This is a genomic window from Actinoplanes sp. CA-051413 (assembly GCF_050955795.1).
In the GTDB taxonomy this organism is placed as follows: domain Bacteria; phylum Actinomycetota; class Actinomycetes; order Mycobacteriales; family Micromonosporaceae; genus Actinoplanes.
In genome coordinates this window covers 8,785,451-8,805,602 of the sequence record NZ_CP192100.1, presented here as the reverse complement: position 1 = coordinate 8,805,602, position 20,152 = coordinate 8,785,451, and the positions used below count along the sequence as shown (strand labels likewise).

The 20,152-nt window shown below is 71.4% G+C and carries 14 protein-coding genes; 10 read left to right on the top strand and 4 right to left on the bottom strand.

Annotated features, from left to right (window positions below):
* Positions 1-24: 24 nt before the first annotated feature.
* The 3 genes from ACQP2Y_RS41520 to ACQP2Y_RS41510 form a co-directional block, all read right to left on the bottom strand.
* Positions 25-3,768, bottom strand: coding sequence for a multifunctional oxoglutarate decarboxylase/oxoglutarate dehydrogenase thiamine pyrophosphate-binding subunit/dihydrolipoyllysine-residue succinyltransferase subunit (locus tag ACQP2Y_RS41520; RefSeq protein ID WP_433721814.1), 3,744 nt, complete (start codon positions 3,766-3,768; stop codon positions 25-27).
* 150 nt (positions 3,769-3,918) lie between these two features.
* Complete coding sequence (locus ACQP2Y_RS41515; RefSeq protein ID WP_433721813.1) at positions 3,919-4,746, bottom strand: ABC transporter permease; 828 nt, start codon at positions 4,744-4,746, stop codon at positions 3,919-3,921.
* The gene (locus ACQP2Y_RS41510) at positions 4,743-5,660 is read right to left on the bottom strand and encodes an ABC transporter ATP-binding protein (protein ID WP_433721812.1); all 918 of its coding nucleotides are present in this window, start codon (positions 5,658-5,660) and stop codon (positions 4,743-4,745) included. Before ACQP2Y_RS41510 ends, ACQP2Y_RS41515 begins: the two co-directional genes overlap by 4 nt.
* 157 nt (positions 5,661-5,817) lie before the next feature.
* On the opposite strand from ACQP2Y_RS41510, the gene ACQP2Y_RS41505 reads away from it, so the two are divergent.
* From ACQP2Y_RS41505 to ACQP2Y_RS41460, 10 genes are all read left to right on the top strand, one after another.
* Positions 5,818-6,582: a GNAT family N-acetyltransferase gene (locus ACQP2Y_RS41505; protein WP_433721811.1), complete on the top strand. Its 765-nt coding sequence runs from the start codon at positions 5,818-5,820 to the stop codon at positions 6,580-6,582.
* 95 nt (positions 6,583-6,677) lie between these two features.
* Entirely contained in the window at positions 6,678-7,355 is a 678-nt protein-coding gene (locus ACQP2Y_RS41500; protein WP_433721810.1) for a lysophospholipid acyltransferase family protein, read from the top strand.
* A gap of 67 nt (positions 7,356-7,422) precedes the next feature.
* Positions 7,423-8,139, top strand: a complete 717-nt coding sequence (locus ACQP2Y_RS41495; RefSeq protein ID WP_433721809.1) for a response regulator transcription factor — start codon at positions 7,423-7,425, stop codon at positions 8,137-8,139.
* A 13-nt stretch (positions 8,140-8,152) separates the two neighbouring features.
* Positions 8,153-9,709: a sensor histidine kinase gene (locus ACQP2Y_RS41490; RefSeq protein WP_433732283.1), complete on the top strand. Its 1,557-nt coding sequence runs from the start codon at positions 8,153-8,155 to the stop codon at positions 9,707-9,709.
* A gap of 80 nt (positions 9,710-9,789) precedes the next feature.
* A complete protein-coding gene (locus ACQP2Y_RS41485) occupies positions 9,790-11,487 on the top strand; it encodes a trypsin-like peptidase domain-containing protein (RefSeq protein ID WP_433721808.1) in 1,698 nt (565 codons plus the stop codon).
* A 226-nt stretch (positions 11,488-11,713) separates the two neighbouring features.
* The gene (locus ACQP2Y_RS41480) at positions 11,714-14,869 is read left to right on the top strand and encodes a cyclic nucleotide-binding protein (RefSeq protein ID WP_433721807.1); all 3,156 of its coding nucleotides are present in this window, start codon (positions 11,714-11,716) and stop codon (positions 14,867-14,869) included.
* A 14-nt stretch (positions 14,870-14,883) separates the two neighbouring features.
* Positions 14,884-15,099, top strand: coding sequence for a hypothetical protein (locus ACQP2Y_RS41475; RefSeq protein ID WP_360821960.1), 216 nt, complete (start codon positions 14,884-14,886; stop codon positions 15,097-15,099).
* A gap of 76 nt (positions 15,100-15,175) precedes the next feature.
* Entirely contained in the window at positions 15,176-16,042 is an 867-nt protein-coding gene (locus tag ACQP2Y_RS41470; protein ID WP_433721806.1) for a hypothetical protein, read from the top strand.
* Positions 16,043-16,108: 66 nt separating this feature from the next.
* Positions 16,109-17,308 carry an ABC transporter ATP-binding protein gene (locus tag ACQP2Y_RS41465; protein WP_433721805.1) on the top strand — a complete coding sequence of 400 codons (1,200 nt, stop codon included), beginning with the start codon at positions 16,109-16,111 and terminating at the stop codon, positions 17,306-17,308.
* A gap of 82 nt (positions 17,309-17,390) precedes the next feature.
* Complete coding sequence (locus ACQP2Y_RS41460) at positions 17,391-18,779, top strand: chitinase (protein ID WP_433721804.1); 1,389 nt, start codon at positions 17,391-17,393, stop codon at positions 18,777-18,779.
* 48 nt (positions 18,780-18,827) lie between these two features.
* Here the strand turns inward: ACQP2Y_RS41460 and ACQP2Y_RS41455 are convergent, their stop codons facing one another.
* The gene (locus ACQP2Y_RS41455; protein WP_433721803.1) at positions 18,828-20,150 is read right to left on the bottom strand and encodes a serine hydrolase domain-containing protein; all 1,323 of its coding nucleotides are present in this window, start codon (positions 20,148-20,150) and stop codon (positions 18,828-18,830) included.
* Between the last annotated feature and the right edge of the window lie 2 nt (positions 20,151-20,152).

Here is a 20,152-nt window from a genome sequence, read left to right as displayed (position 1 = left end):
AAACGCCCCCGACTGCTCAGTGCGTCACGGCCGGGGCAGGGCCGCCTCGACCAGGGCCGACTGCTCGGCGTCGTGCAGCTTCGCCGAGCCGACCGCCGGGGCGGCCGCGGCGGGCCGCGAGATGCGGCGCAGGCGTACGCCTTCCAGGTGCTCCAGCAGGTTGAGCGCCACGAACGACCAGGCGCCCTGGTTGGCCGGCTCCTCCTGCACCCACGCGAAGTCCTCCGCGTTCGGGTACTGGTTGAGGACCGCCTTGAGCTCCTCGACGGGCAGCGGGTAGATCTGCTCCATCCGGATGATCGCCGTGTCGGTGCTGCCGCGCTCGGCCCGGGCCTGGAACAGGTCGTAGTAGACCTTGCCCGAGCAGAGCAGGACCCGCTTGACCGCGCCGGCGTCCAGCGGCGTGCCGTTGATCCCGGCGTCGGCGATGATCGGCTGGAACCGGCCGTTGGTGAAGTCGGCGACCGACGACACCGCCAGCTTGTGGCGCAGCAGCGACTTCGGCGAGAAGACGATCAGCGGCTTGCGCTTGGGCGACAGGGCCTGGCGGCGCAGCAGGTGGAAGTAGTTCGCCGGGGTCGTCGGGTTGGCCACGCGCATGTTGTCCTGCGCGCACAGCTGCAGGAAACGCTCCGGGCGGCCGGACGAGTGGTCCGGGCCCTGACCTTCCTGGCCGTGCGGGAGCAGCAGCACCAGCGACGACTGCTGACCCCACTTGACCTCGCCGGACGAGATGAACTCGTCGACGATCGACTGGGCGCCGTTGACGAAGTCACCGAACTGCGCCTCCCAGAGCACCAGCGCCTCGGGGTTCTCGACCGAGTAGCCGTACTCGAAGCCCATCGCCGCGTACTCGCTGAGCAGCGAGTCGTGGGCGAAGAAGCGGGCGTTGCCGGTCGCCAGCGTGGAGAGCGGCAGGAAGTCGTTGCCGGTCTTCGAGTCGACGATCGCGGCGTGCCGGGAGGTGAACGTGCCGCGGCGCGAGTCCTGACCGGCCAGGCGCACGGTGACGCCCTGGCTGAGCAGCGAGCCGAAGGCGATCAGCTCACCCATGCCCCAGTCGATGCCGCCGTCGGTGGCCATCTTGGCCCGCCGGTCCAGCAGCTGCTGGACCCGCTTGTGCGGGGTGAAGCCCTCCGGCAGGTCGAGGTGGGCCTGGCCCACCGCCTGCACGCCGGCCGCGTCGATCGCGGTGTCGACCTGCGGCTCCGGCTCGTCGGTGGCCGAGCGCTGCGCCCGCGGCGGGGAGCCGGCGGTGTCCCGGGTGTCCTTGAAGACCTTCTCCAGCTGCGCCTGGTAGTCGCGCAGCTGCTCCTGGGCGTCGTCCACGGTCAGGTCACCGCGGCCGATCAGCTCCTCGGTATAGAGCTTGCGGACCGAACGCTTGGTGTCGATGATCTGGTACATCCGCGGGTTGGTCATCGACGGGTCGTCGCCCTCGTTGTGCCCGCGGCGGCGGTAGCAGACCAGGTCGATGACGACGTCCTTGTTGAACGCCTGGCGGTACTCGAACGCCAGCCGGGCCACCCGGACGACGGCCTCGGGGTCGTCGCCGTTCACATGGAAGATCGGCGCCTGGATCATGCGGGCCACGTCGGTCGAATAGAGCGACGAGCGGCTGTACTCCGGGGCGGTGGTGAAGCCGACCTGGTTGTTGACGACCACGTGCACCGTGCCGCCGGTGCGGTACCCGCGCAGCTGGGAGAGGTTGAGCGTCTCGGCGACCACGCCCTGGCCAGCGAACGCGGCGTCGCCGTGGATCAGGAGCGGCAGCACCGTGTAGCCGTGCAGGCCCAGGTCGAGGCGGTCCTGCTTGGCCCGGACGATGCCCTCCAGCACCGGGTCCACGGCCTCCAGGTGCGACGGGTTGGCCACCACGCTGACGGTCGTCGCGCTCTCGCCGTCCGGCGTCGTGTACTTGCCCGCCTGGCCCAGGTGGTACTTGACGTCACCGGAGCCGTGGGCCGACTTCGGGTCCATCTGACCCTCGAACTCGTTGAAGATCTTCCCGTACGGCTTACCGACGATGTTCGCGAGCACGTTGAGCCGGCCGCGGTGCGCCATGCCGATGACCATCTCGTCCAGGCCGCCCTCGGCGGACGCCTGCAGCACCTCGTCCAGCAGCGGGATCAGCGACTCGCCGCCCTCGAGCGAGAAGCGCTTCTGCCCGACGTACTTGGTCTGCAGGAACGTCTCGAACGCCTCGGCCGCGTTCAGCCGGTTGAGGACGTGCTTCTGCTCCTCCGGCGACGGCTTGGTGTACTTGATCTCGATCCGGTCCTGGATCCAGCGCCGCTCCTCCGGGCCCTGGATGTGCATGTATTCGATGCCGACCCGGCGGCAGTAGGTGTCACGCAGCACGCCGAGCACGTCGCGCAGCTTCATCTTCTGCTTGCCGGCGAAGCCACCGACCGGGAACGTCCGGTCCAGGTCCCACAGGGTCAGCCCGTGCTGGAGAACGTCCAGGTCGGGGTGCCGGCGGATCTCGAACTCAAGCGGGTCGGTGTCGGCCATCAGGTGACCGCGGACCCGGTACGCGTGGATCAGCTCGACCACCCGCGCGGCCTTGTCGATCTGCCCCTCGGAGGTCCGGGCCACGTCGCGCACCCAGCGCACGGGCTCGTACGGGATCCGCAGCGAGGTGAAGATGTCGTCGTAGAAGGCGTGCTCGCCGAGCAGGAACTCGTGGATCGCCTTGAGGAACTCGCCGGACTGCGCACCCTGGATGACCCGGTGGTCGTAGGTGCTGGTCAGCGTGGTGACCTTGCTGACTCCGTGCTCGGTGAGCGTCTCGTCGGACATGCCGGAGTACGGCGCCGGATACTCCATCGCGCCGACGCCGATGATGGCGCTCTGCCCGGCCATCAGGCGGGGGATGGAGTGCACGGTGCCGATGCCGCCGGGGTTGGTCAGCGAGATCGTGGTGCCGGCGTAGTCGTCCATGGTCAGCTCGTTGCGGCGGGCCCGGCGGACCACGTCCTCGTACGCCTGCCAGAACTTGCGGAAGTCCATCGTCTCGCAGTTCTTGATGGACGGCACGACCAGCGTGCGGGTGCCGTCCTTCTTGGCGAGGTCGATGGCGATGCCCAGGTTGATGTGCTCGGGCTGGACCATGGCCGGCTTGCCGTCCACCTCGGCGAAGGAGTTGTTCATCTCCGGGTGCGCCATGACCGAGCGGACCAGCGCCCAGCCGATGAGGTGGGTGAAGCTGACCTTGCCGCCGCGGCCCCGGGCCAGGTGGTTGTTGATCACGATGCGGTTGTCGACCAGGAGCTTGGCCGGGACGGCGCGCACCGAGGTCGCGGTGGGCACCTCCAGCGAGGCGTCCATGTTCTGCACGATCCGGGCGGCGACCCCGCGCAGCGTGGTGACCTTGGCGCCGGCCGCGGGGGCCGGCGCCGGTGCCTGCTTGGCGGGGGCGGGCTTGGCCACCGCGGGCTTCGCGGGGGCCGGCTCGGCTGCCGGTGCCGGCTTGGCCGGGGCCGGCTTGGCGGGCACGGTGGGCTTCTCGGGCGCGATGGTCGACGCGGCGGGAGCGTCGGTGCCGGCCTTGGCGGCGGTGGCCTTCGCGTTGGCGGCGGTGGCCTCGTCGGGCGTCGCGATCGAGCCCGAGGCCATCGCCGGCTTGTAGTCGGCGAAGAAGTCGTGCCAGGCGGGGTCGACGCTGGACGGGTCGGCCAGATAGCGCTGGTACATCTCGTCGACGATCCACTCGTTGGGACCGAAGTCCGCGAGTGGATTTTCATGCGAAGTCTGCTGGGTCGACACTTCCGTGTTCGCCTCTTTCACCAAGTTGTCAGCACGCGACGTTCGTCACACGGGACGGAAAGGAAATCGCCGTCAAGGCTACGCCGTGAGATTTCCGTGACCATCCGGACGTCCGGTCTGTGACCAACTTCCTGAGGGCGAGAAGGACACTCAGGCGATGTCCCGCCGCTTCATGAGCCAGGTGCCGAGTCCGCCGGCGAGCACCGCGTAGCCGATCAGCACGACGGCGCCGACCCAGCGGGGCGGGTTGCCGGGCAGCTCGGTGCCGGAGACCATCAGCTGCGAGGCCAGCGGCGGGACCAGCACCTGGAGCTTGCCGAACCACTCGCCGATGCGCGGGGTGAGCAGGAAGAAGATCGTGGTGGCGCCGAAGTAGCCGATCACGTACGTCGTGCTCAGCGCGATGGTGGCGCCGATCTGGCTGCGGATCAGCACCCCGGCGCCCACGCCGAGGATCGCCCACAGGGCGTACGCCAGCGCGTTGAGCCCGACCGCCCGCCAGATGGCCGGCTCACCGAGCTGGGAGCCGATGTTGAGCGCGTCCAGGATGAACGGCACGAACACCAGGTTGAGCAGGGTGGTGATGAGCCAGAAGGCCAGCCCGAGCAGGGTCGAGGCGATCAGCTTGGCGAGCACCACGGACTCGCGCCGCGGGGTCACCAGGAAGGTGGTGGTGGCCGTCTGGTGGAAGAACTCGTTGGTCACCACGATCGCGGCCAGCAGCATCACCATCAGCACGCCGAAGAACTGGCCGCTGGTGTAGAGGTTCGACGCCACGTTGACGGCCTCGTTGGCCACCCGGACCTGCTCCGCCTGGTCCGCGCTCAGGCCCTCGGTGGACTCCGCGCTCGCGTTGACGGTGCTGCCGGCCCAGTTGATCAGCAGGGTCAGCGCCCACAGCACGAAGGTGACCAGGCCGAGGATCCACCAGGTCGAGGTGGACCGGATCTTGAAGAGTTCGGCTTTCACCAGGTTCATCGGATGCCCGCCTTTCCGGCCGTCAGCTGCAGGAAGACCTGTTCCAGATCGGCGCGCTCGCCGGCCAGCTCGTGCAACTCCACCGAGCTGGTGAAGGCGGTGTGCCCCACGGCGGCCGCGTCCAGCCCGGAGACCAGCAGGGCGCCGTCGGGCAGCGGGGTCACGGTGGCGTTGCGCTCGGAGAGCGCGGCGGTCAGCGCCTCCACCTGCGGGGTGCGCACGCGCACCTGGGTCATCCCGGCCATCGAGCCGAGCACCTCGCCGACCGGGCCCTGCCGGATCAGCTTGCCGGCGGCGATGATCACCACGTCGTCGGCCAGCTGCTGCATCTCGCCGAGCAGGTGGCTGGAGACCAGCACCGTACGGCCCTCGGCGGCGAGTGCCTTGAGCAGGTCGCGCATCCAGCGGATGCCCTCGGGGTCGAGCCCGTTGGCCGGCTCGTCGAGGATCAGCACCCGCGGGTTGCCCAGCAGCGCGGCGGCGATGCCGAGGCGCTGCTTCATGCCCAGCGAGTAGCCCTTGAACTTGCGCTTGGCCGCCGGGGTCAGCCCGACCTTGGCCAGCGCCTCGTCGGCGGCCTGCCAGGGCAGCCCGGCCGCGGTGCAGATCATCCGCAGGTGGTTGAGCCCGGTGCGGCCCTTGTGCGCGCTGGAGGCCTCGAGCACGGCGCCGACGTGCCGGATCGGCTGATCGAGGTCGTTGTAGCGCACACCGCCGAAGGTCGCCGTGCCGGCGCTCGGCGTGACCAGGCCCAGCAGCATGCGCAGGGTGGTGGTCTTGCCCGCGCCGTTGGGACCCAGGAACCCGGTGACCCGCCCGGAGTGCACGGTGAACGACAGGTCGTCCACGGCTCGCAGCGTCTTGTAGTGCTTGGTGAGGTGGGAGACGACGATCTCCTCGGACCCGGCCGTCACGTTTGCTCCTCACTGATCGACTGAGCGCTCAACCTACCGGTTCGCGGCAATCCCGGCGGCCCCATCGGCGACCTCGGACAGAGTCGTTCATGTGAGTGTCATCCGGGGCCACCTGGAGCGACACGCCATCGGCAGACGCGAGCCCTACACAGATTCCATGACGGTACTCATGACCGCTGCCGCACCCACGGGGACCAGCGGCTACTCACTCCTCATCGCCGACGACGCCAGTCAGGTCGCGGCCGCGCAGCGCCTGCGCCACGACGTCTTCGCCGCCGAGCTCGGTGCCACGCTGCGCGGCGCCACCCCCGACGGCCGCGACGTCGACGAGTTCGACGACTTCTGCGACCACCTGATCGTCCGGGACGACGCGACCGGCCTGGTCGTCGGCACGTACCGGATGATGACCCCGAAGGCCGCCCAGCGCGCCGGCCGCCGCTACGGCGACGGCGAGTTCGACCTCAGCGGGCTGAGCCCGCTGCGTGACCAGCTCGTCGAGACCGGCCGCTCCTGCGTGCACCCGGACCACCGCTCCGGCGCCGTGGTCAACCTGATGTGGGCGGGCCTCGCCCGCTACCTGCACCTGAACAACCTGCGCTGGCTGGGCGGCTGCGCCTCGGTCGGCCTCGAGGACGGCGGCGCGACGGCGGCCGGCGTGTGGGCCCGGGTCTCGGCCAAGCACCTCTCGCCGCCGGCCCTGCGGGTGCGGCCGCGCAACCCGTGGCTGGCCCGCACCGATCAGGTCGGTGACCCCAGGACGCAGGCTCCGCCGCTGCTCAAGGGCTATCTGCGGCTGGGCAGCTGGGTGTGCGGCGAGCCGGCCTACGACCCGGATTTCCACTGCGCCGACTTCTACGTGCTGTTCTCGATGGACCGGATGGACCCCCGCTACCGGCGCCACTTCCTGGGAGCTACTCGATGACTTCAGCGGTGTGGCAGCCGGCGTCGGCGTGCGGGGCGCAATGCCGTCCGGCCGGTGCGGAGGCTGTGCGAGCCGGGACCGTGGTGGTGCGGTTGATGGCGCTTCTCGGCGTACTGCTCAGTGCTCTGGTCCTGGTGCCGCTGCTGCGGCACGCCGCCGCGCGGATGATCTCCCGTGGCATCCTCGCGGCCCTCGGGGTCAAGCTGGTGTGGCGCGGCCCGGCGCCGCGGCCCGGCAGCCTGCTGGTGGCCAACCACGTCTCCTGGCTGGACGTCGTCGCGCTGCTGGCGGTGACGCCGGTCCGGCTGGTCGCCAAGCACGACGTGCGGGCCTGGCCCGCGGTGGGCGCACTGGCCGCCCGGACCGGGTCGATCTTCGTCGACCGGACCCGGCCGAAGCGGCTGCCGGCGACGGTGGCCGAGGTCACCGCGGCGCTGCGGGCCGGCCGGTCGGTCGCGGTCTTCCCGGAGGGTACGACGTTCTGCGGCGCCGAACGCGGGCGCTTCCGGCCGGCGGTCTTCCAGGCGGCGGTGGACGCGGGCGCCCCGGTCGTGCCGATCGCGATCCGGTACGGCTCCCCGCAGGCGTCCTTCGTCGGCGACGACACCCTCTGGTCCTCGGTCCGCCGGGTGGCCGGTCTGCGCGGCCTGACCGTGACGCTCGTCGGCTCGCCCGCATTGCGCCCCGAGCCCGGTGCGGACCGGCGAGCGCTGGCCCGGGCGGCTCAGGCTTCGGCCGGGCTGCGGTCCATCACCTTCGATCTTGCCGCTTAGCAGGCTCACAGAAAACTTTCAGGCACTGTGCAGCGCAGGCGCAGCGACCTGGACGAAGATGGTGGGCATGGCCGCTACCCAGACCCAGGGAAAGCAGAGCGAGGCGAAGCTCCTCGTCGTCGAGGACGACGCGAACATCCTCGAGCTGCTCTCCGCCAGCCTGCGTTTCGCAGGGTTCGACGTCAGCACCGCCACCAGCGGCAGCGCCGCCGTCAGCGCGGCCAAGAACGCCAGCCCTGACCTCGTCGTCCTCGACGTGATGCTGCCCGACCTCGACGGTTTCGAGGTCATCCGGCTCATGCGCGAGGGCGGCGCCCGTACGCCCGTGGTCTTCCTGACCGCCCGCGACGGCACCGACGACAAGATCCGGGGCCTCACCCTGGGCGGCGACGACTACGTGACCAAGCCGTTCAGCCTCGAGGAGCTCACCGCCCGGATCCGGGCCGTGCTGCGCCGCACCACCGCCGGTGACGAGGAGCCGTCGCGCCTGGTCTTCGCCGACCTCGAGCTCGACGAGGAGACGCACGAGGTCTACCGGGCCGGTCAGCGCGTGCAGCTCTCGCCCACCGAGTTCAAGCTGCTGCGTTACCTGATGCTCAACGCCAACCGGGTGCTCTCCAAGGCGCAGATCCTCGACCACGTGTGGAAGTACGACTTCCGGGGTGACGACAACATCGTGGAGTCGTACATCTCGTACCTGCGCCGCAAGGTGGACAACGTCCAGCCGCGACTGATCCACACGCTCCGCGGCGTCGGCTACGTGCTGCGCAAACCCGCGGCATGAGCCGACCGTGTCCCTGACCATCACCGACCGGGTCCGCAGTCACGTCCCCGAGACCAATCTGCGGCGGGTGCCGTTGCGCACCAAGCTCGTCGCCGCCGTGCTGGCCCTCGTGTTCGCGGCGCTGTCCCTGATCAGCGCCGCGAGCACCTATGCGCTGCACAGCTACATGATCAACCGGCTGGACGTGGGCCTGGTCCGGTTCACCGACACCCTGGAGAACCTCAAGGGCAACGAGACGCTGATCCTGCCGGCCGACTACTACGTCAACGTCACCACGGTGGACGGCATCGGCGACCCGGACTACCCGAAGTACGACCCCGCGCTGAAGCCGAGCCAGCTGCCGCCGGTGCTCAAGGGCGTCAACGAGGTCAACAAGCACATCGGCAAGCAGTACACGGTCAAGTCCGCCGACGGCACCGTGATCTGGCGGATGCTGGTCACCTACGTCAACGGCGGCACCGTGCTGCACGCCGGGCAGCGGCTGCGCGGCATCGACGAGGCCATCGCCCGGCTCATCTGGGTCGACGTCCTGGTCGGCGCCGGAGTGCTGTTCGCCCTGGCCGCGGTGGGTGCGGCCATCGTGCGGCAGAGCCTGATCCCGCTGGGGCAGATCGAGCGGACCGCCGCCGCCATCGCGGCCGGCGACCTCACCCAGCGCGTGCCCGATCCGGAGCCCGACGAGGGCGAACCCAAGACCGAGCTGGGCCGGCTGTCCCGGGCCCTGAACGCGATGCTGGCCCAGATCGAGGCGGCCTTCACCGCCCGGGCGCTGTCCGAGACCGCCGCCCGCGCCGCGGAGTCGCAGGCCCGCGACGCCGCCGAGGCCGCACAGATCTCCGAGGCCCGCGCGGTGCGCTCGGAGCAGAAGATGCGCCAGTTCGTCGCGGACGCCTCGCACGAGCTGCGCACCCCGCTGACCTCCATCCGCGGTTTCGCCGAGCTGTACCGCCAGGGCGCGGTCGCCAACCCGGAGGACACCGCCAAGCTGGTACGCCGCATCGAGGACGAGGCCGCCCGGATGGGGCTGCTGGTCGAGGACCTGCTGCTGCTGGCCCGCCTGGACCGCGAGCGCCCGGTCGAGCTGGCCCCGGTGGAGCTGCCGGTGCTGGCCATGGACGCGGTGCAGGCCGCCCGGGCCACCGCCCCGGACCGCAAGATCGAGGTGGACGTGCGGGAGTCGCCGGAGAAGCTGGTCGCGTACGGCGACGACGCCCGGCTGCGGCAGGTCATCGGCAACCTGATGACCAATGCCCTGGTGCACACGCCGGCCGACGCCGCGGTGACGCTCTCCCTCTATCCGGAGTCCGGCAACCGCGCGGTCATCGAGATCGCCGACACCGGGCCCGGTCTGTCGCCCGAGCAGCGCGAGCACGTCTTCGAACGCTTCTACCGCGCCGACGAGGCCCGGACCCGGCACACGGACCGCGCGGCCACCGGCACTGGCCTGGGCCTGGCCATCGTCGCCGCGATCGTACGGGCCCACCACGGCACCGTGGAGGTGCTGAGCGAGCCGGGCAAGGGTGCGACCTTCCGGGTCACTTTGCCCGCTCTGGAACCGGACGACTCCTGATTTTCCCGGCACGTCCATTCACAGAAAACGTCCAGGGCCAACACAGGTGAGTCGGAGCGGACAGGGGCAATGTAGTCCGCATGAACGAGTACGAGACCGACCCGCAGCGGCACGAAAGCTCACCGTCCGAGGAGCTGTCGCACCGGCCCGCGGACGCCTCTCCCGCGACCGGCCCGGAGCGGGGACAGTCCGACACCACGGCGCAGCAGCCCACGCTGAGCCAGCCGGCCGCCCCCCAGTCCGGCGTTCCGCACTCCGGCGTTCCCCAGTCGGGTGCGCCCCTGTCCGGTGCGCCCCAGCCCGGAGCTCCGCAGTCCGGTATCCCGCAGTCCGGCGCTCCGCAGCCGGGTGCGCCTCAGCAGCAGGGCGCCTGGCTCGCGTCGCCGTGGCAGCGCGGTGGCCAGCACCCGGCCCAGCCGGCAGCCCAGCACGGGGGCCAGCAGCACCACACGCAGCAGCTGCCTTACGGCCAGCAGCCTTACGGCGCCGGCCAGCAGCAGTACCCCGGCCAGCCGCAGCCGCCCTACGCGGGTGCTTACGCCGGCCAGCCCCACCCGCAGTACGCGGCCCAGGGCGCGCCCGGCCAGCCCGGCCAGTGGACGCCCGGTGGCGGCGTACCCCCGCAGTCCGATGCCCCGGCGTGGGCCCAGGCCGTCGGGACCGAGCAGCGCGACCCCGCGCGGGCCGGCCGCGGCCGCAAGATCTTCGTGGCCGGCGCGGCCGCGGTGCTGATCGCCCTGGGAGCCGGCGGGGTCGGCGCGGCCGCCGCGCTCGCCTTCGACGACGACAACAACACCAGGACCGTGCAGACCGCCGACGCCTCGGTGAACAGGGTGGTCGACCGTTCGTCGCTCGCCCAGATCGTCGCGGCGGTCAAGGACAGCGTCGTCTCGATCACCACCCAGACCGGTGAGGGCTCGGGCGTCGTGATCAGCGCCGACGGCTACATCGTGACCAACAACCACGTGGTCGCCACCGCCACCGGCGACTCGGTCACCGTCATCTTCGCCAACGGCAAGAAGGCCCAGGCCAAGATCGTCGGCACCGACCCGCGGACCGACCTCGCGGTGATCAAGGCGGACGGCGTCTCCGGCCTGGCCGCGGCCAAGTTCGGCGACAGCTCGAAGATGCAGGTCGGCGACACCGTGCTCGCGCTCGGCAGCCCGCTGGGCCTGGAGGGCTCGGTGACCGAGGGCATCATCAGCGCCAAGGACCGCACCATCCGGTCCGGCGGTGAGGACGAGCAGACCCCGCAGAACCCGTTCGGCGGCCAGCAGCAGCCACAGCAGCAGAGCGCCGGGGCGACCTCGATGTCCGGCCTGCTGCAGACCGACGCCCCGATCAACCCCGGCAACTCGGGCGGCGCGCTGGTCAACACCAACGGTGAGGTGATCGGCATCAACTCCGCCATCGCCACCTCCGGGCAGGGTTCGGGCAACATCGGCCTGGGCTTCGCGATCCCGAGCAACAAGGTCAAGGACGTCGCCGACGCCCTGATGGCGGGCAAGAAGGTCAGCCACCCGGCGCTGGGCGTCAGCGTGACCGAGGCCGAGGGTGGCGGCGCCCTGGTCAGCACGGTCACCGAGGGCAGCGCGGCGGCCAAGGCCGGCCTGGAGCGCGGCGACGTCATCAACTCGGTGAACGGCAAGGCCGTCAACGACTCCGACGACCTGATCGGGATCATCCAGTCCGCCAAGGTCGGCGACAAGGTGACCGTCGTCTTCACCCGCAACGGCCAGCAGCAGACGGTCAGCGCGGCGCTGACCGAGGCCCCCTAAACCAACCTGGCGCCGCCCGGGCCATCGGGCGGCGTCACCTCCCCACGGCGGTGGGTGGTCGCGATCAAGGGGGTTGATCGCGACCGCCCACCGCACCTTTATGTCCGCTGTGTGGAGTTTCTACTGGCGATCGGCTTATCGGGGGCTCGCCTTCCGCCTCGCTGACCGCCTACTCTCCATTCGCCACAGCCTGTGAAGGCAAACCCCCGTTGAACGGACTGAAGGCGTGACGTACGTCGAGACCCGGATGAGTGTCTGGGAAGCCCTGGCCGGACGTGCGCCGGGTGAGCCGCTCGGACCCGCCGACCCCGGTCTCTGGGGTGCGGTGGTCGACCGGCTCAACCCCGCGCGGGCCCGGCCCGTGCTGCGCGCCGGGATCGAGGCCGTCGAGCTGACCAGCGTGCGCGGCTCGGCGTACGTGATGCTCCGCTCGCCCGACGACGGCGGCCGGGCCTGCTATCTGCGGCTGACCCCGGACGAGTGGCAGCTCGCGCAGATGATGGACGGCACCCACACGGTGGCCCGTCTCGTCGCCGAGTTCGCCCGTCTGGCCGGCCGGCTCGCTCCCGACCAGGTCCGCCGGGTCGTGGCCGACCTCGCCGGCAACCGGATGCTCGACGAGCTGCCGGTGGACGCGTTCCGCCCGTTGCAGGAGCTCGAGCGCCAGCCGCTGCCCCGGCGCGTCGGCAGCGGGGTGCTGGCGGCGGCGCGTGGCCGGCGGATGCTGGTCTTCGACATCGACCGGGTGATCACGGCGCTCTACCGTGCCGGCGGCCGGTTCCTGTTCACCAAGGTCGCGGCGATCGTCATGGCCGTCCTCGCGGTGGCCGGGCTCGGCCTGTTCGTCACCACCTGGTGGCGGGGCAGCCAGGCGGTCTTCCTGTCCGGCGGCTCCTACCTGCTCGGCGCGGTCGTCCTGCTGCTGCTCAACCTGGTGGCGCTGGCCAGCCACGAGCTGGGGCACGCGCTGGCCACCAAGCACGCCGGGCGGGAAGTGCCCGCGGCCGGCGTGCTCGTGTACTTCGGCATCCCCTCGGTCTTCGTCGACACCACCGACGTGTGGATGGCCGGGCGCCGGGCCCGGATGCTGGTCACCGCGGCCGGTCCGGCCACCGGCCTCGTGCTCGCCGGGTCGATGCAGCTCGTCGGGCTGGCCGTGCCCGCGCTCGGGCCGCTGGCCTTCAAGCTGGCCTTCGCCTGGTATCTCAACGTGCTGTTCAACCTGAACCCGCTGCTCGCGCTCGACGGCTACTACCTGCTGATGGACTGGCTGGAGATCCCCAACCTGCGCGGCCGTGGCCTCGCCTGGGTGTCCGGCCGGCTGCGCGGGCGCCCGCCGGCGTGGGCGGGGCTGGACCGCGAGGGCCGCATCGTCGCCCTGTACGGCGTACTGGCGCTGCTGTGGGTGGCGATCGCGGCGAACCTGGCGTACCGGATCTGGGCCGACCGGGTCTCCGGGCTGGTCACCGGTCTGTGGCACAGCGGCTTCACCGCGAAGCTGCTGTTGATCCTGGTCGTGTGCGGGCTCTGCGCCCCGCTGATCTACCTCGCCGTGGGCCGGCTGGCCCGCTCCTGGCGGCTGCTGCGTGAGCGGTCCGCCGAGAAGCGCCGCGAGGCCGACGCCCCCCGCCGGTTGGCCGCCCTGCGCGCCTCCGACCTGGGTGGCCTGCCCGAGCACGCGCTGGCCGGCCTGGCCGCGCGGGCCCGCTGGATCCGTCCGCACTCCGGCACCCAGCTCGTCGTCGCGGGCACCACCCAGCAGGCCGTGTACGTCGTTGTCGACGGCGCAGTGCAGGCCCGCAAGCCGGGCGACCCCGGCGGCACGATCCGGCACCACGTCGGCGCCGGTGGTGTGGTCGGGCTGGCCAACGCGCTCACCGGCCGGGCCACGTCGCTGGACTGGCACACGGCCGGCACCACGCTGCTCGCCGTGCCCACCGCCACCGTCGCCACGGTCGTCGGTCCGCTGCCCGGTCCGCCGCCGGCCGACCGTGCGGAGGCCGAGGCGCTGTTCGCCGACACTCCGGCGCTGGCCGGGCTGGCCGGGGACGAGCGGCTCGCGCTGATCGCCTCCGCGCACCCGGTGGATCTCGAGCCCGGCGCGCCGGTGGTCCTGCAGGGGCCGACCCACGCGGTCGTCGTGGAGTCCGGCGTCATCGCCATGCCCGACGGCGTCGAACTGCGCCGGGGCACGCTGGTCGGCCCGGTCGGCGACGGCATCCCGGGGATGGTCGCGCAGGCCCGCACCCCCGTACGCCTCTGGGTCATCCCGGACGCCTCCGACCTGCCACCGCTGGTCGGCACGCCCGGCTCCACAGCGGGCGGTCCGGCCGGCAGCGGGCCGGCCGCCGAGGGTGTGCACTCCGCCGGCGTCTACCCGCCGCTGGCCGTGCCGCCCGGTCCGCCGGACGGCACCGAGGACCCCGAGGTGGACCGCCGCTTCGAGCGCCGGATGTGGTGGCTCGTCCTGCTGCTGCTCCTGCTCTCGCTGCTGCTCACTGTGATCAACTTCGCGCCCGGCCCGGCCTGGGCCGAGATGCCCACCGACCGCGCGCTGCTCACCTCGGACCGGGGCACGATCGTCGCGACCGTCGACGGCCGCAACGTGCGGCTCGAGGAGGGCGACCGGCGCTACCTGGACGAGGGCGACCGGATCATCGTCCCCGCCGGGACCACCGGCCGGCTGACCTTCCAGGGCGGCTCGGCCACCCTGTTCTGCGCCGGCTCGCAGGCCCAGGTCGGCAAGCTCTACACCGACGCCGGACGTCAGCGGGTGCCGCACGGGGCCCTCGCCCTGGAGGCCGGCCGCCTGCTGGCCGACACGGCCAGCACCAGCGGCGCCTACCAGGCGCTCTCCCTGAACGTCACCCGGCCCGGCGGTCTGGTCACCAACAACGGCGCCTCCTGGTACGCGGTCGAGCCCGACGGCCTGATCACCGCCACCGGCCGTGTCTTGGTGGACGGCACCCCCACCCCGGCCACCGGTACGGACCTGAGCTGCGGTGACGGCGTCAAGGTGGAGCCGCCGGCCGGTTCGCCCAGCCCGTCGCCCAGTGACCAGCCGCTGCCCTCGGACCTGCCCAGCGAGGTTCCCTCCGTGCCGACGCCGACCTCGGTGCCGCCGACCGAGGCGACGACCGTGCCGCAGCCGACCGCCGACCCGGTCGACCCGACCACGCCGGACGACCCGGACCCGACCACCACCCGGCCGACGACCCGGCCCACGACGCGACCGGCGACCACGCCGCCGCGCACGCCCCGGCCGACCACCCCGGTGCCGACGACCACCACGCCGCGCCCGAGTCAGACGACCACGACGCCACCGGCGACGACGCCGGTGCCGAGCACGACCACCACCACACCACCCATCATCATCGGCTGACGAGGGGAACACACGTGCTCTGCTGGTTCTGTGCCAAGGCGGCCCGGGGGACCTGCCGGTTCTGCGGCCGGGGCGTCTGCGAGGACCATGCCCGCTTCGGGCCGTACCTCCTTCAGGTGAGCCGGTCGGCGCAGCGGGACCGGGCCGAGGCCCTGGTGGTCGAGGACGCCGTCCAGTGCGGCACCTGCCGGCCCAGGCCACAGCCGGTGCCGATGCCGGAACTCGACTGACCGGCGCGGCCGGTCCGCGGGGATTGACCACCTCACCGATGGCGGTCGCTGGACGCGGGCTCCTACCGTGGGCGCCATGAGTGACTTCGACGAGGTGCTGGAGCGGCTGCTGACCGACCCGTCGTTCCAGGCCCAGCTCGCCGCTGACCCGGCGGGCACCCTGGCCGGCTACGTCCTGGACGCCGAGGAGGCCGACCTGCTGCGCCAGCAGGTCAGCATCGATGCGGGCGCGCACACGGCGATCGTGGAGGACCGGGTCACCAAGTCGAGCACGTTCGGGCTGTTCTCCTCGTTCGGCATCGGTGACGTGGCCGGCTCGGTCGGGCACGGCCTGGTCGACCAGGGGACCGCCGGCCCGGCAACGGTCAGCCAGGGGCTCGGTGCGGCCGCCACGGACAGTTCGGCCGGCCTCGGCGAGTGGTCGGAGTTCGGCAGCGCCACCGGGACCGCCACCGAGGGTTTCGGCTCGGCGCCGGAGGCCTGGGGGACCGGCGGCATGTCCGCCCAGTCCGGGCTGGGCTCCGCGCCGGAGTTCTCCGCGCGGTCCGGCTTCGGCTCGGCGCCGGGTCCCGACCTGGACGGTCTCCCGGCGGTCTCGGCCCTCGGTGACGCGCCGCGCAGCGGTCTCGGTGAGTCCGGCTCGGCGCACAGCGGCCTGGGGGAGCCCGAGCAGCTGGCCCCGCCCAAGGGTTACCACAACCGGGTCGACGCGGACGGCGACGGCCACCTCGACAAGGCGACCTACCGGGGCCGCGAGGACGGCGGCGCGGAGATCCGGGTGGATCTCGACCGCGACGGGCAGGCCGACTTCGTCGGCGTCGACAAGGACCTGGACAACCGGGTCGACTTCGCCGACTACGACAAGGACCACGACGGCGTCTTCGAGAAGCGGATGTTCGACGACGACGGCGACGGTTTCCTCGACCGCACGGTCCTGCACTAGCCCCCCGCGGCAGCCGGGCCGGCAAAGGTCTGGCATTGATGGTCACCGAAGCCGCACCATGGGTGCATGGTGGCGATCGCCGCACGCGGCCTCACGAAGAACTTCGACGATGTCGTCGCGGTGGACAGCGTCGACCTGGAGATAACCCCCGGCGAGTTCCTGGTGGTGCTCGGGCCGACCGGCTGCGGGAAGTCGACTCTGCTGCGGCTGCTGGCCGGGTTCGAGGAGCCGACTCGCGGCACGGTCACGTTCGACGGCGTGCCGGTGGCCGAGATCGGTCCCCGCGAGCGGGACATCGCGATGGTGTTCCAGAACTACGCCCTCTACCCGCACCTGACGGTCGCCCAGAACATCGGTTTCCCGCTGCGCGCGACGGCCCACCCGGCCGAGGAGATCGGGGCCCGGGTCGCCGACGTGGCCCGCAGTGTGGGGGTCGCGGACCTGCTCAGCCGCTATCCCGAGCACCTGTCCGGCGGTCAGCGCCAGCGCGTCGCGATGGCCCGCGCGCTGGTCCGTAAGCCCGCGGTCTTCCTGCTCGACGAACCCTTGTCCAACGTGGATGCCGGGGCCCGGGCGGCGCTGCGCGGCGAGATCGTGGCCCTGGCCCGGCGGCTGGCGGTGACCACGATCTACGTGACGCACGACCAGACCGAGGCGATGAGCATGGCCGACCGGATCGCGGTGCTGCGCCTGGGTGTGCTCCAGCAGGTCGGCCCGCCCGTCGACGTGTACGCGGACCCGGACACCCTGTTCGTGGCGGCGTTCCTCGGCATGCCCCGCACCAGCCTGCTGGAGGCGGCCGTGTACGCCCAGGACGGCGGGGTGGTGCTCGACCTGGGCTCGCAGGTGCTGGAGCTGCCGCCGGGGGATCCGCGTACGGCGCGGCTGGCCGAGCACCACACCGAACGGGTCACGCTGGCGTTGCGGGCGCTGCCGTTGCGCGAGCACGACATGTCGGTGCGGGGCAAGGTGTGCGCCGTGGAGAACCTCGGCCATGAGCTGCTGGCCCACGTCGACGTCGGCGGGGTGCCCAGCGTCCGGCTGGACGCGCCGGCGGCCCCGTCGCGGTCGGTCGCCGCGAGCACGCCGTACGGCTTTTATCCCGCGTACGACCTGGTGGACGCACCGCCGACGGGTGAGGTGATGGTCCGGGTCCCGGTTCCCCGGCAGGTGCGGGTGGGCGAGGAGCTGGAGGTCGGCATCGGTCTGCCGGACCTGTTGCTCTTCGATCGGACCGGGTTGCGGATCCGGTTCGACCAGGCGTGAAAAAAACGTTCACTGGACAGGAACAGTTAACAGTCCTAATAATTGGCCAACTGTCGATACACCGACGTGGAGGCCACCCCCCATGCGCCGTTCACTCATCCTCGCCGTCACCGCCGCCCTCGCGGCCACCGGCTCCGCCGTCTACATAGCCTCGTCCGCGAGCGCTGCCGCCGCCTGTGCCCCGGCGTGGAGCTCCTCGGCGGTGTACGTCAAGGACAACTCCGTCTCGTACCAGGCCAAGAACTACACCGCGAAATGGTGGACGCAGGGCGAGGTGCCCACGGCCAGCGGCGAGTGGGGTGTCTGGGCCGACAAGGGCGCCTGCGGTGGCACCACGCCTCCGCCGACGACCCCTCCGCCCACCACGCCACCCCCGACGACGCCACCCCCGACCACCCCGCCTCCGACCACCCCGCCGCCCACGACGCCGCCGCCGGTCTCCGGGCTGCCCAAGCACGCGCTGATCGGCTACCTGCACTCGAGCTTCGCCAACGGCTCCGGCTACTTGCGGATGGCCGACGTACCGGCCGACTGGGACATCATCAACCTGGCCTTCGGCGAGCCGACCAGCGCGACCTCGGGCGACATCCGCTTCACCCTCTGCCCGGCGGCCGAATGCCCCGGCGTGGAGAGCGAGGCCGACTTCATCAGCGCCATCCGGGCCAAGCGCACGGCCGGCAAGAAGGTGCTGCTGTCCATCGGCGGCGCGAACGGCCAGGTCCAGCTCACCACGACCGCGGCCCGGGACAAGTTCGTCAGCTCGGTCAGCGCGATCATCGACAAGTACGGCCTGGACGGCGTCGACGTCGACTTCGAGGGCCACTCGCTGTCGCTGAACACCGGTGACACCGACTTCAAGAACCCGACGACGCCGGTCATCGTCAACCTGATCGCCGCGCTGAAGTCCCTCAAGGCCCGCTACGGCGCGAACTTCGTGCTGACCATGGCCCCGGAGACGTTCTTCGTGCAGCTCGGCTACCAGTACTACGGCTCCGGGCCGTGGGGCGGGCAGGACCCGCGCGCGGGCTCGTACCTGCCGGTGATCTACGCGATGCGCAACGACCTGACGGTGCTGCACGTGCAGGACTACAACAGCGGCTCGATCATGGGCCTGGACAACCAGTACCACAGCATGGGCGGGGCCGACTTCCACATCGCGATGACCGACATGATGCTGGCCGGCTTCCCGGTGGCCGGCAACACGGCCAACATGTTCCCGGCGCTGCGCGAGGACCAGGTCGCCTTCGGCGCACCGTCATCGGTGAGCGCGGGCAACGGCTACGTCGCCCCGGCGGGGGTCCAGCAGGCGGTGACCTGCCTGGTCAAGGGCAGCAACTGCGGCGGGTACGCGGTCCGCAGCGGCACCAACCCCAACTTCCGCGGCCTGATGACCTGGTCGATCAACTGGGACAAGTTCTACAACTGGGAGTTCCGTACCAACCACGAGGGCTTCCTCAACGGGCTGGGCTGATCCCGCTGCTGGCCGGGGCGGTGGTCAGAAACTGATCGCCGCCCCGCTTCACGCGATGGCGTTGTGGACCGCGACGCGGTGTGTGTCGGGATTGGACCAGGACCAGTTGGGGTGGGCGCGGTTGGTCAGCAGCACCACGACCGTCTTGCGGGCCGGGCTGACCAGCAGCGAGGTGCCGGTGAAGCCGGTGTGGCCGTACGTGGTGGGTGCGGCGAGTCTGCCCATGAACCACGGCTGGTTCATCTCGAAGCCGAGCCCGTGGTCGGCGCTGCGACCGGGGCGGTCGGCGTCGACGGCCTTCTTGCCCTTGTTGACGTTGGTCAGGGCGGTCCTGAGGATGTCGGCGGACAGCAGGCGTTTGCCGTTGTGGGTGCCGCCGTTGAGCAGCATTTGGCCGATGACGGCGACATCTTTGGCGGTGCCGAAGACGCCGGCGTGCCCGGCCACCCCGCCGAGGTGGTTGCAGACGTCGTCGTGGACGGTGCCGCGCAGCAGGCCCCGGGAGGAGCGGGCGTCGGTGGCGACGAGCCGGTTCTTGTCGGAGACCCATTTCAGGGGCTGGAAGCCGGTGTCCTTGAGGCCGAGCGGGGTGAGCAGGTTGTCACGCAGGGCCTTGTCGAGGCTCTTGCCGGTGAGCTTCTCGACCAGCCGGCCCAGCAGCATCAGCCCGACGCTGGAGTAGCGGAAGGTGGTGCCGGGCACGCCGCCCTTGACCAGCGGGGTGGTGAGCACGGCTTTCCAGCGGGCGGCGTTGTCGGGCAGGCCGGTGACCTTCGCGCCGACGGGCAGGGCGCTGGTGTGGGCGAGCAGCATGGCGATGGTGATCGCGGCTTTGCCGGTGCCGGTGAACTCGGGCAGGTACTTCCGCAGGGGCGCGTTGAGGTCGATCTTGCCCTGGTCGGCCAGCCGCAGCACGAGCAGCGCGGTGTAGACCTTGGTCAGCGAGGCCAGGTCGAAGATCGCGTCGGGTTTCATGACGACGCGTTTACTCGCGGGCAGTTCGACCGGGCCGGCTTTGTAGCGCAGGGCGTGTCCGACGGCGGTGTGCAGGGTGGTCTTGCCGTCGACCATGACCAGCGCGACGGCGCCCGCGTAGCCGGGATGCTTGGGGTTGTCCGAGGTCGGCTTCAGATACTTCGCCAACGTGTTCTGCACGCGGGCCGCGTACGGCGGGGGCGCCGCGGCGCGGGTCTGCGCCGGCGTGGGCCTGATCGCGGCCGAGGTCTTCGACGGGGCGACGGAAACCTGATCGGCCACGGGCACCGCGGCCGGCTCGTTCCAGCTCGGCCCGACCGGCTTCCCGCACCCGGCGAGCGTGGCCGCGGCAGCGGCCAACCCACCCCCGAGCAGGGACCGACGACGAATATCCACGC